Raw genomic sequence first — 15345 nt, forward strand, 5'->3', positions numbered from 1 at the left:
GATTAATTGATTTTTTAACGCTTATATTTTTTATGATAAGCCAAAATAAACGATTACAGCCAAACTGTTCGTATAACATACAACGGATTGTAATAATCGTACCGATAACTACACTTTAATCTAAGTAATGTACTTGAAACTTAGCGTTACTAGCGCTACTCTAAACGAGGTGGTCTGACCTCTATTAAGGAATTAGCAATGACACTCATATTTACACTCGGTTTAATCGCACTGCTCAGCATTGCGCTTTACCACAGAGCGAGTTGGAACACAGCACTTGGTGTTTCTGCCGCAACATTATTAATTGGTACCTTTGCTGGTGCTTTTGGTTTAATTAGCTGGGTGATCTTTTTAATCATCGCAGTGCCTCTTTCTGTTACTGGCATTCGTCAGCAATATATTATCAAGCCTATTTTCAAGGTCTTCAAAAAAGTTACACCGAGCATGTCTGACACCGAAAAGTCAGCTATTGATGCCGGTACAACTTGGTGGGAAGCTGATTTATTTTGTGGTAACCCAGATTGGAAAAAGCTTCACCAGTATCCAGTTCCAAAACTTACTATTGAAGAGCAGGCATTTATCGACGGCCCTGTTGAAGTTGTATGTAGTATGCTGGACGATTGGGAAGCTACGCATGAGCTAACTGATTTACCTCAGGATGTATGGCAATATCTGAAAGATAACAAATTCTTTGCCATGATCATTAAAAAGGAATACGGCGGCTTAGAATTCTCTGCATTTGCACAATCGTGTGTACTGCAAAAACTAACCAGTAAATCAACATTGCTTTCGTCAATTGTTGGTGTACCTAACTCGTTAGGCCCGGGTGAGTTATTACAGCACTACGGTACTGAAGATCAAAAAAATCATTACTTACCGCGTTTAGCAAGCGGTCAAGAAATTCCATGTTTTGCTCTTACTTCGCCAGAGGCAGGTTCTGATGCAAGCTCAATTCCAGACTACGGTGTAGTATGTAAAGGGCAATGGAATGGTGAAGAAGTAGTCGGTGTAAGCCTTACATGGAACAAGCGTTACATTACACTTGCACCTGTAGCTACGGTTCTTGGTCTAGCATTTAAATTACAAGATCCAGATGGATTATTAAGTGACGTTAAAGAGCCTGGTATTACCTGTGCACTTATCCCAACAGATACCCCAGGGGTAGAAATTGGTCGTCGTCACTTCCCGCTTAATGTGCCGTTCCAAAATGGCCCTACTCGCGGTAAAGATATTTTTGTACCACTTGATTACATTATTGGTGGCCCAGAAATGGCTGGTCAAGGCTGGCGTATGCTGGTTGAGTGTTTATCGGTTGGTCGTGCAATTACATTGCCGTCAAATTCAGCCGGTGGCATTAAAATGATTGCTGTAGCAACCGGTGCTTATAGCCGTATTCGTCGTCAATTCCGCTTACCAATTGGTAAAATGGAAGGGGTTGAAGAGTCAATGGCGAAACTTGCCGGTTATGCTTACAGCTCAGACGCTGCAGTAAGTATGTCTACCGGTGCTGTTGATTTAGGCGAAAAACCATCTGTGATTTCGGCTATTATTAAATACCACCTTACCGAGCAAATGCGCGATGCCACCATTCATGCAATGGACGTGCTAGGCGGTAAAGGGATCATGCTTGGGCCAAATAACTATTTAGGTCGTGGCTATCAAGGTGCACCTATTGCCATTACCGTTGAAGGTGCAAACATCTTGACCCGTAATATGATTATTTATGGTCAAGGTGCTATTCGTTGTCATCCATTTGTACTTACCGAGCTAGGTGCGTGTGAAATTGAAGACCGCGAAGAAGCGCTTAACGTATTTGATAAAGCGCTAATGGGCCACATTGGCTTTACCATGTCTAACCTAGTGCGCACTAAGTGGCTTGCACTTACTGGCGCTCGCTTTACTAGCGTGCCGTACAAAGACGAAACGGCAGAGTTTTATCGTATAGCTTCACGCTTTAGTGCATCGCTTGCACTTATGTCTGATATTAGTATGGCAGTATTTGGTGGTTCACTTAAACGTAAAGAACGTATTTCAGCACGCTTAGGTGACTTATTAAGCTACCTTTACTTAGTGTCTGCAACGCTTAAACGTTATAACGACGAAGGCCGTAAAAAAGAAGATTTTGCACTGGTTCAGTGGAGCTGTCAGGATCACCTTTACCACTGTCAACGTGCGCTTGCTGATTTAATCAACAATATGCCATCTGCACCACTTCGTGGCGTATTAAAAGTATTGTTATTCCCGTTTGGTCGCCCGGTTCGTAAACCTACCGACAAACTTGAGCATAAACTAGCGCAATTACTGCAAGTGCCTAGCGAAACGCGTAATCGTTTAGCAAGTTATGTATACCTTACAAACGAGCCGCTTAACCTTGTAGGTCGTCAAGAGCAAACGCTTAAAGACGTGCTAGAGGTAGAGCCTTTATTTGAACGCGTATGTAAAGAGAAAGGCGTTAAATTGCCATTCTTCCAACTTGATAAAGTGGCGCAAATGGGCTTAGAAGCCGGCATTTTAAGCCAAGCTGAAGCTGATAAGTTAGCAGCTGTTGAACAAGCTCGCTTAGACGTTATTAACGTTGACGACTTTGACCCTGCAGATTTACTTGCCGGCAAAGCAGCGCGTAATAGCAAAGCTAAATCTAAAAAGGCAGATGCCGCTTAACTAATTTAGTAAAGCTAGCAGCAACCCTGTTGAAATTAGCCAAACCAGCGCATAATGCGCTGGTTTTTTTTGTGCAAGGTAAACCTGTAATACACACCACATATTTCCAATGACAAATAATACAATATGAGTGTAACCAAAAATAACGCTATAACTTATTGTGGCTAATAAAAACAGCAATATGCTAGGTAAAAAATGGCTAATATAAAAGGCGCGTTCTTGCTCGCATGTTTTAAAAAATAATCGATACTGCTCATACACCCTACCGCAATCAAATTGCAATGAACTACTAAAGAGTACAATAAAAGCCATGGCTAATATCACAAGTATAGGTACTAAATCAGCACGTTCGTTTATTAGCGCAGCTGTTGCCATGAATACACATAAAAGTAACGACACGCGCCAAACAAGTGTCCAACAATGGTTTAATAAATAACAAAACCAAAAGCCCAATAATGAACTTACTGCAATACGCCCTTTAACATTAACCACGGGGACAAAAAGGCTCAGCGCAAACAATAAAGTAAAGCCCATATGATAAGTGAGCGGCTGCATATGAATAGGAACACGCACTAATATCACGCTAAACAAAAAGCCATATACCAGTGCGCTGGTTTTGTATAAACACAAAACGCCCAAGCTAAACTGCAGCAACATAAATACAATAAAATGCGGTACTTTAACCCATTGTGATAGCGTTAAATCTAGCGCAATTAATACACTGGCTATAAGCCATGCATTACTGAGCGTTAATAGTTTAATATCGACTAAATATAACCAAACTGATCGTGCAATAGTTTGCTGAAATAACCGCTGCTTACTATTTTTAATTGCTGACTTCATTGCGCTGAGCATCACACTTTGTAGTAACAAATAAAATAAAGCCATTTGTGCACCGTATTGGGGTGCTGCGCTGCTGTCTATAATTTTTCCAAGGCCTAAAAAAAGTAGCAATATCAAACCCAACACTGACGAGCCTAACACCACTAAAAATAACAACCCAAAGCTTTTTAGTTGCAACAATAATTGCGTGAGTTCAGTTTTGTAAGCCTGATAACGATAATCCATAAAGGAGCGATATTGCCCGATTGATTGTTTTAAATTTGCAATCATAACGGTATACACTCAAAGCCACGCTCAATAAATGGCGCTGGTTCATGGCAAGTGATGACTATTTGCCCATTTGGCTTATCTATTAGATATTCATCAAGCAGCACTAATAAATACTGAATACTGGCTTGATCAAGTGCTGCGCTGGGTTCGTCTAGAAGTAAATAAGGTGCATCACGCATAAGCGCTAAAATTAACTGGCATTTCTTTTGATTACCTGACGACAGCGCATCAAAACGAGTATTTAAAAATTCATTGAAATTAAACCCATCTATTATTGTTGTTGGCCAACTACAATCCAGCGTATTCACGGACAAGTTAATAATTTGCTTTGCCGTAAGAAAGTCAGGTAAAGCAATACAGTCTGAGGCTATAGCAACTTGTTTATGCGGTTCGGTTAATGCTTTTTTAGAAAATAAAATCTGCCCACTTTGGCGCGTTTCGAGCTCTGCCAACATCATCAACAACGTTGTTTTACCTTGGCCATTAGGCGCTTCAATGCATATTTTAGGTGCACAAAACTGCACACTATAGCCACTGTACAATACGTTTTCAGCAAACTGTTTATGTAACCCAATGACTTCTATCATAAATACTCCCTGATTTTGAAAGTGAATTATAACTGGTTTTCTATTTTCGTGGGCTACATGGTTTGTAACACTTTATTGCAGTTCGAATAGGCTAATTACTTGCGTTTAAAAAATGTTCGGTTAACACTAAAAGTCTATAATTATAATCCAAGGAATGTATCTATGAAAAAAGCCCTCAAATTTGCTTGTATTACCTGTGCAGTATCAATTGCATTAACAGGTTGCAGTCAATCTAATAATTCAGCCTCTACCCCTGTGGCAACTGAGCAAAAACAACAAGTAAAAACCTATAACGCTAAAACCTTTTTTGATACAACATCTATCATGGGCAGTAGCTTTTCCCCGACTGGCGATAAAGTTCTAGTTAGTAGCGATGAAAGCGGTATTTACAGCTTGTATGAAGTTGACATAAAAACAGGTAGCAAAATGCGCCTAACCAATTTTGAAGATAGCACCTACCCTATTCGCTATTTCCCAAATGATGAGCGTGTACTATTTACCAAGGACTCAGGCGGTAATGAGCGCTACCATGTTTATGTGCGTGAAGTTGATGGTTCAATCAAAGATTTAACTCCAGGGGAAGAAACCCGCGCGAGTTTTGCAGGCTTTACTAAAGATGGCAGTCAGTTTTTTATTACCAGTAATCAACGCGATGCCAAGTTTATGGACTTGTATCGTGTAGATAGCAAAACCTATAAAGTCACGCCCGTTTATCAAAACACACAAGGACTAGATGTGGGCGCAATTAGCCCCGATGGACGCTACATTGCACTGTCTAAAAATAATACCAATAAAGACAGCGATACGTTTATTCTTGATACCTCTAAGAAAACCCTCAAGCCGCAATTAATTTCAAAACACGATACACCAGCACAATATACGCCTGAGACCTTCTCTGTAGACAGCAAATATTTATACTACTCAACAGACGCTAAAGGAGAGTTTTCAGAGGTGTGGCAATATGAGCTCGCCACAGGCAAGCACAGCCCAGCATTAAAAGATGATTGGGACGTTAGCTTTATTTACTTTTCTAAATCTGGGCGTTACCAAGTAAGCGGTGTAAATGCTGATGCCAGCACAAAGGTCACAGTAAAAGACACGCAAACAGCGGATGAAATTGCCATGCCTAAATTACCTGCGGGAAATCTACGTGGTGTGAATTTCTCAAGCGATGAGAAAACCATGGCGTTTTATTTAAATTCAGATACCTCACCAAGCAACTTATTTGTTTGGCAAGTTGGCAGTAATGAAGCCAAGCAACTTACCAACACATTAAGTGAAGATATAGATCAAAACGACTTAGTAGAGAGCACCATTGTGCGCTTTAAAAGTTTTGATGATTTAGAAATACCGGGCGTATTATACAAACCAAAACAAGCCAGCAGCACCAATAAAGTACCTGCACTTATTTGGGTGCATGGCGGCCCAGGTGGGCAAAGCCGAACTGGTTATAGCGCAATGCAGCAACATTTAGTTAATCATGGCTATGCTATTTTTGCCGTCAATAACCGCGGTAGCTCAGGCTATGGTAAAACATTTTTCCATTTAGACGATAAAAAACATGGCACCGATGATCTACAAGATATTGTCTACGGTAAAAAACACTTACAAAGCCTAGATTGGGTCGATGCAGATAAAATCGGCATCATGGGTGGTAGCTACGGCGGCTTTATGACCGCAGCCGCGCTTGCCTTTGAACCGGAAGAGTTCAAAGTAGGTATCAATATTTTTGGTGTGACTAACTGGGTACGCACACTGAACTCAATTCCACCATGGTGGGAAAGCTTTAAAAAGGCGCTATACGATGAAATGGGCGATCCTGCCACCGATGGTGAACGTCACCGTGCTATTTCACCGCTATTTCATGCCGATAACATCACTAAGCCTTTAATGGTTATTCAAGGTGCTAATGATCCACGCGTATTACAAATTGAAAGCGATGAGTTGGTTGCTGCGGTTAAAGCTAATGGTGTGCCTGTAGAGTATGTATTATTTGATGATGAAGGCCACGGTTTTAGCAAAAAAGAAAACCGTATCAGCGCCTCCAACGCCTACCTAAACTTTTTAGATACTTACTTGAAAGAACGCTTTGGCCCACAAGGGTAATTGTAAGCCAATTTATATTAAAGCCTGCTGCGTTTTCATGTACGCAGGCTTTTTATTGCTTGGTTAATCTAGGTTCCAGTAAAGCGAGCGCCAAACCAAATACAGCAGCAAAAACACCTAAAAACTCAAACCAACTATTGCCTGCATGTGGCATAGTCCGCGAAAGCTCATTTGCAGTATAAACACGTTTACCTCCCTCAACCTCTTCAACAAATGATTCACCGACATACTCATCCATTAACTTAAAACTTGGTACCCTTCTGGCCAGCATTTCCCGATTTTTCTCATCTCTTTTTTCTCGATTCGACTCAATAATATAATTGCTCCAATGAGTAAAAACATTCAGAGGTTCACCTGTTTTGATCACACCTTGTGATTTATATTCGTAAAAGCGCTCATTGAACACATAGTTTTTATGTCCTGCATAAAACAATGCACAACCAATAGATATTAAAAACATTGCGAGATAAATAAACTTACGCTGTGTGGCTGAGCTCTTTACTGCTTTACTTTTATACCACAGCTCTACATCGGGTATTTGCATCAGTCTAACTTTATCGTGACTCGATACTAGTGGCTTCATAAACTCATCAATTGAAAGATCTAATGCTATCAATAAAGCTCTAAATATTTCATTGGAGGGAATTGATTTATCGTTTTCAAGTTTTGATATATATACCCAAGCCACCTCAAGGTGCAGAATTCAGCGTTTCACAGGTGCTTAATATCAAGGCGTTACTTTGCAAGAATGGCAATCCCTTTTAAGAAGTAACAACGATGAAAGTAAGTGCCTGTGAAACGCCCTATGGGTTGGTTTAAAAGCGATTTATACTGCGTTATTGATTTTAACAATAGAACCACTATTACTTGCAATCAATGCCTTGCCTAAATCGCTTTTAATTCCAACTGAAACTCGCATCTTGAGGTGGTTTGGGTATAACTTTGCTCTATACCTACTTGCTGGGCAAATTCAGGTTGGCTCAATTTTTTATTATTTCTTAGCTGCTTTAATTGTGGACCTAATGTGCTCATCTTAATGCTTCCTTTTTTAAAGTGAGATTAGATTCTTGGTAATTCATGCAGATATAAGAAGCTGAATATTGAAGAATAGACAAGAATATTAGCAGGTTAGTATATAAGAGTCGAGCTGATAGCTGATAGCTGATAGCTGATAGCTGATAAAAAATTATATTTGGATTTATTAATAAGGAAATTATTTATTGCTTGTTATTGAGGAAATAACAAGTGGCGGAGTGGACGGGACTCGAACCCGCGACCCCCGGCGTGACAGGCCGGTATTCTAACCAACTGAACTACCACTCCGCATTTTCGTTTCTGTCTGAGTCTCCCCTGACAGCGGCGTGAATAATACGAACCAGCCCCTGCTTCGTCAAGGGCTTTTTTGTTTTTTTACAGGTTTTTTAGTCATCTGACATCGAAAGGTTTAAAATTCCACCTGATTTATCATTTTTTGAGCTATTTTCTGGTTCATCTGATTTTTGCTGTTCAGCTTTTTTTGACTCAACAGCTTTCTTTTTATTTAAAAAAGCTAAATTCAATTTAAGTTTTAATGGTTTGTTCTGCACAAAAACACGAATACATAACCAACCTATAAATAAAATGGCCAAATTTCCACCAACAATTAAACTAACCATTAATCCCGTGGACATTACTTTTGGTTTTACAACTGGCACAGGAATAATTTCTGGTTCGCTAACACTGGCAACTGGAATTTCTGGAATCACTTCAATCGGTCTTTCTATTTCAAATAAATAGGTTGGCAATGTAGCCATAAACTCTCGGTCATTGATTGTTGAGCCAAAAACAGAGATTTCAATGTTGTAGCGCCCCCAATCATAATCTTGTAAAGCCAGCTCTCTAGCAGTAGTGCTGTTGCTATCTAAGTAAAATACCTGCTCTTCACCATTGGGATAATAAATTTTACCTTGCATGATCACCGTATCAGGTTTTAAAAGCTCATCATCAATATTGATGGTAATGCGATGATCATCCCCCTCTTCGGTTGCTTCAACGGAGGTAAAGCTGAAAGGCGGCTCATGCACAACAATAGGATCTTGAACCACCCGCCTCTCTAATACATCAGTGGTAATATAAAGCTCAGGGCGCCACTCGCCAGGTGTGAAATTTAAAGTAAACTCACCGGTAAACACACCGTCTTTAGCGCTTTCATCGAACCCGTAGCCATCATCTTTGAATTCAGTTACTTGTTGTATGCCTGCACCAAAGTTTTCAAAGTTTTCATTATTGGTGCTCACAAAGCTTACATTAAGCGATACCGCATCTTTAAATAGGTTGGCGCGAATCGGCTCGCCATCATTTAAAATCTCACCAGTTACCTTTACAGTTTCACCCTGAAACAGAATTTTAGGCAGTGGGTCTACTTTTAGCGATAACTCACCAATAACAACAATGCGGCTTTCTGGCATTATTTGGCCAATAACTTGCCACGGCCCAGGCATGGGATTGCGAATAACCACTAAGTCATAATTTAATTCATCGTACCAATCAAGACTAGTGTTTCTCACCGCATTGGTTGCAAAGTATTTAGTACCATCGGGTCTTACTAAAATTACGGCAGGCGATCCTGGGCGTCTAAAAAATATTAATTTTATTTCATCAATTTTGTCATCAACACGAAAACGGTTATCCAGTAACGGGATTTCATTTTGTTTACCGCTGCCTTTTAACTCTTCAACTTGCTTTACGCTGTGTGCATCGGGGTGGAAACACACGGCGATTAAAAGCAGTGAAACTACTAATAGCGTTTTCATAATAATGCCCTATTCAGCGCGCCATAAACAATGGCCGCCCTCCTTTTGTACAATGTCTAAACGCGTTTGATGTGCGCTTTGCTCTGCATCGTTAGCTGCTATAACTACCAAAGGTGCTCTGTCGCTACTTAGGCGTCTAATACCGCCTTTTTGATCTTCACTTGAGTCATCTTTGTTTTGATTTAGGTTTAGCTTTACTTGCCCCCCGGTCATTGCCAGGTAAACATCGGCTAAAATTTCAGAATCCAGTAAGGCGCCGTGTAACGTCCGCTTAGTGTTATCAACATCGTAGCGGCGACAAAGTGCATCTAGGTTGTTCTTTTGCCCTGGATGCAAGTCACGCGCCATTTTAAGGGTATCAAGCACACCACAAAAACTATGGGTGTTTTGATAGCCTTGATTTAATAACGCAAATTCATTATCCATATGGCCAATATCGAACGGCGCATTATGAATGACTAACTCAGCCCCTTTAATATAGTCAAAAAACTCTTGGGCAATATCACGATAAAGCGGTTTATCGCGTAAAAATTCATTAGTAATACCGTGAACATCGATTGCTTCTTCTTCAATGCTGCGCTGCGGATTAATGTAAACGTGAAAATTATTGCCGGTTAACCGGCGATTCATAAGCTCCACACAGCCGATCTCGATGATACGGTGCCCTTGTTTAGGGTCGATGCCGGTGGTTTCTGTATCTAAAACTATTTGTCTGCGTGCCATATCGAATTAAGCCTGACTCTGGTATCTTTCTATAATCACTTTATTGTACATAATATCAAGGTAAAACAGTGCAAAAAACCGTAGAGATTTACACCGATGGTTCGTGTTTAGGTAATCCAGGCCCCGGTGGTTATGGTATTTTTATGATTTATGAAGCCCATGAAAAAAAATTAAGCCAAGGTTATAAGCTTACGACCAACAACCGTATGGAAATGCTGGCAGCCATTGTGGCGCTAGAATCTCTTAATCGTGCCTGCCCTGTAACCCTGACTACCGATAGCCAATATGTTAAGCAGGGTATTGAGTCTTGGATCACCAATTGGAAAAAACGCGGTTGGCAAACCTCGGCTAAAAAGCCGGTTAAAAATGTCGATTTATGGAAACGTCTCGACAAGGCCTGTGCCGAGCACGACGTTACTTGGAAATGGGTAAAAGGCCACAGTGGCCACAAATATAACGAAATTGTTGACGACCTTGCTCGTGATGCAGCCAGCGGCAACAACTTACTCGATGATGAAGGTTACCAACCGTAACCCTCAATATCGCACTATTTTTTATTTTGCTGATAATGTTGCTTTGAGGTCTGCCTAAGCCCTACCCCTTTTATTGGCGCAAATTGTGGCCGTGCATGCCACTTAGGTTTTATTGGCGTAAGTGGCGCAACACGCTTTCGTGCCACCAGCAAATATACACTGCCCATAGGTTTTAAATATTGCTTGGTAAAGCTGCGCCAAAACGCAAACCGCGACAACCGGTTACCGCGTGCCAACGATGAATAAATAAAGCGCTCATCGGCCACAATTTCAAACCCAAGCAAATTAAGCCAGTCTTTTACCCGTGCAGGGGTAAAAAAGCGCCCTGTCCACGGTAATTTTTGACCACTAAATGGCAGTAATTGCGCTAACCCACAAAAGCTAAAAGGATTAAAACCGGTAATGGCAATATAACCGCCGGGAATAAGCGTACGATGAGCCTCACGTAATATATGATGTGGATCTGAGTGATACTCTAAACAATGGCTCATAATGCACGCATCTATACTGTGCTCATAAAAAGGCAGTTCGTCTATGTCAGCCACCACTCCGGTATAAGGGCCTGGCTCTGCAACGCATACTTGATGCTTAATGGAACTTTTGCTGGTATCTAACTCGCCACTTAAATTACCCAATTTAAGCATATGATAGCCAAACATACGTGGTAACCACGGCGACAATTTGCGTTCTATATCACAACGTAAATAATCACCATGCGGAAACTGTTGCCATGACAACGGTTTGGGGCCTTCTTGAAAACTAAGGGCTGGTTTCATTATATAAGCTCGTTATAATATTAATTAAATACCACTTTATAGAGCAACGATACATGGTGCAAGTCAAAGCAATTAAAGCCTTTTCTGATAACTACATTTGGTGCTTAACCACCGAGCATAATAATCAAGCGTGGGTGGTTGACCCTGGCCAATCTGCGCCGGTCACTGAGCATTTAGCACAGTATAATTTAACCCTAGGCGGTATTTTAATAACGCATCATCATTATGATCACACTGATGGCGTTGCCCAATTAGTAAAACAGTATCCAAACGTTGAGGTTTACGGCCCAAGTAACAGTCCATTTAAAGGAATAACAGAGCCTTTAAATGAAGACCAAACGATTACCGTTTTAGGCACCTCATTTAATATTATCACCACGCCTGGCCACACACTCGATCATATTTGTTATGTTAATGATGCACTTGCCTTTACTGGCGACACATTATTTAGCGGTGGTTGTGGGCGCTTATTTGAAGGCACTCCAGAACAAATGTGGCATTCATTTAATAAACTTAGTGCACTACCGAGTGATTGCAAAGTGTATTGTACTCATGAATACACCCAGGCGAATTTGGCGTTTGCAAAAGCGGTTGAGCCACGAAACCCCGAGTTACTCGCTTACAGCCAGCAAGTGGATGAATTGCGTAATAAAGATGAAATAACGTTGCCAAGTACCATAGGCAATGAGCTAAAAATTAACCCTTTTATGCGTAGCAATTTGCCAAACATTATAGAATTAATACCAAAAGAATATTGTTTAGTTACAAAAAACAATGAACCTTGGGAAAACTTTGCTAGTCTGAGAAAGTTCAAAGATCATTTTTAAGCTAGTAACAACAATAATAAAACGATTAGTTAACAAACAATAAGTTAACATTTTCTAATCATATTTGTTTGGAACTTTTAACGGTCATAAGTGGCAATGTTGACTCATTATGGGTAGTATTCGCCGAGTTTTTTACCCTATGTATTGGTATTTATGAATAAATCTCCTCTTTTACTGGTCTTAGCGATGACGCTAAGCGGTTGTCAAACACTGACAACGTTAAACACAGATTCACAAAATCAAGCTCAAAACCAGCTTGAAGGCGCCAGCCCAAATGATATTAGCACTGCATTAATGATGAATGCGCAATATCAACAAGTAAACGATATTGAAGAAGAAGCCCCTGTGTTTGACGATGTTTGGGAGCGTATTCGTTACCAATTATCTATTGATATTCCACAAAATCGCCCAGTGGTCGCTGAGCGTAATTATTATGCACGTCATCAGGCATACTTAGATCGTATCTCTAAACGTGCTGAGCCGTATTTACATTTTATTGTTGAAGAAATTGAAAAGCGTGAAATGCCCATCGAAATTGCACTTTTACCCATTGTAGAAAGTGCGTTCGACCCTTATGGCTATTCGCACCGTACTGCATCGGGTATTTGGCAGTTTATGCCCGCAACCGGCGAGCGTTTTGATTTAAAACAAAACTGGTGGTATGACGGTCGTCGCGATATTGTGCAGTCTACTCGCGCTGCACTTGATTATCTCTCGTACTTACACAAAACCCTTGAAGGTGATTGGCTGAACGCAATTGCCGCCTATAACTCAGGTGAAGGCCGCTTGCTGCGTGCGATAAAAAAGAATCGTAAAAAGCATTTGCCTACCGACTTTTGGTCACTAGATTTACCTCGTGAAACCACCGCCTACGTGCCTAAATTATTAGCTTTAGCTGATTTATTAAAACGTGCAGATGAGTTTAAAGTGTCGTGGAAGCCAATAATTAACGCACAAGTAGTCGAAGTGGTTAATATTGAGTCACAAATAGATTTAGCACTGGCTGCAGACATGGCCGATATGACCCTTACCGAACTATATCGATTAAATCCAGGGTTTAACCGCTGGGCAACCGATCCTGATGGCCCACACTTTTTATTACTTCCTACCGATAAAGTAGAGCAATTTACAGAAAAATTGGCTGCAACTGACATTAAAAATCGTCTTCGCTGGCAACAATATAAAGTAAAAAAAGGTGATAGCCTGTCGGTAATTGCCAGTAAATTCACCACTAGCACCAATGCAATAAAGTCATTAAATAAGCTTGATTCAAACGTAATTCGTATTGGCCAACAAATTTTAGTACCGCTAACTGATGGTAAAATTAACAGTGAACATTTACCTCAGCAAGTACGCGCGGCCGCTAATAAAAGTTTGCGCACTAAGCTCTCACACACGGTAAAAAGTGGCGACACATTGTGGGACATAAGCCGCGAATACGATGTCACTATGGGTGAATTAGCTAAGTGGAATAAGCTGAAGAAAAATGCAGTGCTGCGTTTAAATCAAAAATTGGTTGTTTATAAATCAGCAAATCAGCCTAAAGAGTCAGCGAATAACACCAATCGCACTATTACTTATAAAGTGCGTCGGGGTGATTCATTAGCGCGTATAGCCTCTAAGTTTAATTTAACCGTGAGCGATATAATTAAATGGAATGACTTGGCTGGGCAAAAATACTTACAGCCAGGCCAAAAGCTTAAACTCAAGGTTGATGTGAGAAGTAGCTAATAAACATAACCAATAAATAAAAAAAGAGCGCATGCGCTCTTTTTTTATTTGGCTTAGCTTACAATGCCCAAAGGCTGTGCGGTTTGCCATGCCCCGCGAGTAAAATCGGGAATATCTATTGAGCGGCTACGCTCACTCACAGACTGGGCTGATAACGGCGAAATAACCGACCATGCCGCCCCGTCATAAACGTCTTGATCTAGCGGTTCACCATTTCTTAAGCAGTAAATCATCCGCCAAAACATTAAAAAGTCCATGCCACCGTGACCACCATTGCGCTGCGCCTCTTCACCCATTTTTGTCCATAAGGGATGGTCGTACTGCTCATACCATGCGCTCATATCATAATCCCACTCATGAAAACTTTTTGAGCCACCAGTTTCAAGGGCAATACGATTAGGGAAACCGGCAAACACGCCATTCGTGCCTTGTATTAAGTTATGTCGTGAGTACGGCCGAGGGGTTGTCGTATCGTGCTGCACCATAATACTGCGCCCTTTGAGAGTTTTAATCAGCGTCGTGTTCATGTCACCGGCAATATAATTGAGCTGGTTACGGGGGTGTTCGGCAGCAAACTCACGTTGCGCATAGGCGCTTCGGCCAAGTGAAGGTGAGCTCATTGAGGTTAAAAAATCGAACCGATCGCCACGATTTATATTCATGTATTGCGATACCGGCCCTAATCCATGCGTAGGATATAAATTACCGTCACGTCTTGCATGCCACTGCGTTCGCCATGAGCCTGTTTTGTGCTCAAGCTCTTTCATTTGCCAGCGCAGTTCATGAATATACGCCGCTTCGCCATGTAACAGCTCCCCAAATACACCTTGGCGTACCATGTTTAATACCATTAACTCGTCGCGTCCGTAGTTAACATTTTCCATCATCATGCAGTTTTTTTGCGTACGCTCTGCGGTATCGACAATTTGCCACATTTCATCAACAGTCAGTGCTAGAGGCACTTCAACAAAAGCATGTTTTGCGCTGTTCATGGTATCGATAGCCATTGGCGCATGCCATGCCCATGGTGTTGAAATAATCACAATATCAATGTCTTGTCGTTCGAGCATTTGTTGATAAGCGCGCTCACTGCCACTATACAATGCAGGCTTTGCCACTCCCGTATCAACTAAATAATTAGCGGCACGTTCTAAAACCTCTGTATGAGTATCGCAAATAGCCACTATTTGAGTGCCTTCAATGTGGCTCATACGCTTTACATGGCCAAACCCGCGCTGACCCACACCAATAAACCCTACTCTCACCACATCCATTTTAGGTGCGACCAAACCGATAACGGAGCGCCCTTGTTGCATAGGCGCGCTAGTATGAACACTGCCACTAGATGCACAGCCACTAACCACACCAGCAGCGGCAGCTACACTGGCTGCCTTTAAAAAATCCCGACGATTAAATTGCTTCATTACATATCCCTTTTGTTATTATTTTTAACTTACCTAATGGCGATTAATGGGTAAAGGGCCAAAGAGGTAAGC

General features: G+C 41.2%; 13 protein-coding genes and 1 tRNA gene. 5 read left to right on the forward strand and 9 right to left on the reverse strand.

Annotated features, from left to right (window positions below):
• The first annotated feature begins 198 nt into the window (after positions 1–198).
• The gene (gene fadE, locus ACTRWE_RS13095) at positions 199–2661 is read left to right on the forward strand and encodes an acyl-CoA dehydrogenase FadE (RefSeq protein WP_013464564.1); all 2463 of its coding nucleotides are present in this window, start codon (positions 199–201) and stop codon (positions 2659–2661) included.
• On the opposite strand, the gene ACTRWE_RS13100 is transcribed toward fadE, so the two are convergent.
• The gene (locus ACTRWE_RS13100) at positions 2662–3774 is read right to left on the reverse strand and encodes a DUF6136 family protein (protein WP_069439909.1); all 1113 of its coding nucleotides are present in this window, start codon (positions 3772–3774) and stop codon (positions 2662–2664) included. It lies immediately after the preceding gene.
• A complete protein-coding gene (locus ACTRWE_RS13105; protein WP_350607516.1) occupies positions 3771–4361 on the reverse strand; it encodes an ABC transporter ATP-binding protein in 591 nt (196 codons plus the stop codon). The genes ACTRWE_RS13100 and ACTRWE_RS13105 overlap by 4 nt, the downstream gene beginning before the upstream one ends.
• A gap of 162 nt (positions 4362–4523) precedes the next feature.
• Here ACTRWE_RS13105 and ACTRWE_RS13110 point away from each other — a divergent pair, with 162 nt between their 5' ends.
• The gene (locus tag ACTRWE_RS13110; protein ID WP_350607514.1) at positions 4524–6467 is read left to right on the forward strand and encodes a S9 family peptidase; all 1944 of its coding nucleotides are present in this window, start codon (positions 4524–4526) and stop codon (positions 6465–6467) included.
• A gap of 52 nt (positions 6468–6519) precedes the next feature.
• Here ACTRWE_RS13110 and ACTRWE_RS13115 read toward each other — a convergent pair whose 3' ends face one another.
• The 5 genes from ACTRWE_RS13115 to dnaQ all read right to left on the reverse strand — a co-directional run bounded on the left by ACTRWE_RS13115 (position 6520) and on the right by dnaQ (position 9982).
• Positions 6520–7083 (reverse strand): transcriptional regulator, encoded by a 564-nt coding sequence (locus ACTRWE_RS13115; protein ID WP_335674757.1) that lies wholly within the window; start codon positions 7081–7083, stop codon positions 6520–6522.
• 269 nt (positions 7084–7352) lie between these two features.
• Positions 7353–7499 carry a helix-turn-helix transcriptional regulator gene (locus ACTRWE_RS13120; RefSeq protein ID WP_350607511.1) on the reverse strand — a complete coding sequence of 49 codons (147 nt, stop codon included), beginning with the start codon at positions 7497–7499 and terminating at the stop codon, positions 7353–7355.
• 214 nt (positions 7500–7713) lie between these two features.
• A tRNA-Asp gene (locus ACTRWE_RS13125) sits at positions 7714–7790 on the reverse strand.
• Positions 7791–7888: 98 nt separating this feature from the next.
• A complete protein-coding gene (locus ACTRWE_RS13130) occupies positions 7889–9259 on the reverse strand; it encodes a TIGR03503 family protein (RefSeq protein ID WP_350655130.1) in 1371 nt (456 codons plus the stop codon).
• A 9-nt stretch (positions 9260–9268) separates the two neighbouring features.
• On the reverse strand, positions 9269–9982 hold the full coding sequence (dnaQ, locus tag ACTRWE_RS13135; protein ID WP_010391424.1) for a DNA polymerase III subunit epsilon: 714 nt from the start codon (positions 9980–9982) through the stop codon (positions 9269–9271).
• 68 nt (positions 9983–10050) lie between these two features.
• On the opposite strand from dnaQ, the gene rnhA reads away from it, so the two are divergent.
• Positions 10051–10515: a ribonuclease HI gene (gene rnhA / locus ACTRWE_RS13140; RefSeq protein ID WP_054202172.1), complete on the forward strand. Its 465-nt coding sequence runs from the start codon at positions 10051–10053 to the stop codon at positions 10513–10515.
• Positions 10516–10529: 14 nt separating this feature from the next.
• Here rnhA and ACTRWE_RS13145 read toward each other — a convergent pair whose 3' ends face one another.
• Positions 10530–11291: a class I SAM-dependent methyltransferase gene (locus ACTRWE_RS13145; protein WP_008465729.1), complete on the reverse strand. Its 762-nt coding sequence runs from the start codon at positions 11289–11291 to the stop codon at positions 10530–10532.
• A gap of 53 nt (positions 11292–11344) precedes the next feature.
• On the opposite strand from ACTRWE_RS13145, the gene gloB reads away from it, so the two are divergent.
• Together gloB and ACTRWE_RS13155 are read left to right on the forward strand one after the other, a co-directional pair.
• Positions 11345–12118 (forward strand): hydroxyacylglutathione hydrolase, encoded by a 774-nt coding sequence (gloB, locus tag ACTRWE_RS13150; protein WP_036956938.1) that lies wholly within the window; start codon positions 11345–11347, stop codon positions 12116–12118.
• A gap of 153 nt (positions 12119–12271) precedes the next feature.
• Positions 12272–13849 (forward strand): lytic transglycosylase, encoded by a 1578-nt coding sequence (locus tag ACTRWE_RS13155; RefSeq protein ID WP_350655129.1) that lies wholly within the window; start codon positions 12272–12274, stop codon positions 13847–13849.
• Between the two features lie 53 nt (positions 13850–13902).
• On the opposite strand, the gene ACTRWE_RS13160 is transcribed toward ACTRWE_RS13155, so the two are convergent.
• Positions 13903–15273 carry a Gfo/Idh/MocA family protein gene (locus tag ACTRWE_RS13160; RefSeq protein ID WP_024602781.1) on the reverse strand — a complete coding sequence of 457 codons (1371 nt, stop codon included), beginning with the start codon at positions 15271–15273 and terminating at the stop codon, positions 13903–13905.
• Positions 15274–15345: the final 72 nt, after the last annotated feature.

The organism is Pseudoalteromonas sp. G5_S1_54_S4 (assembly GCF_054968565.1).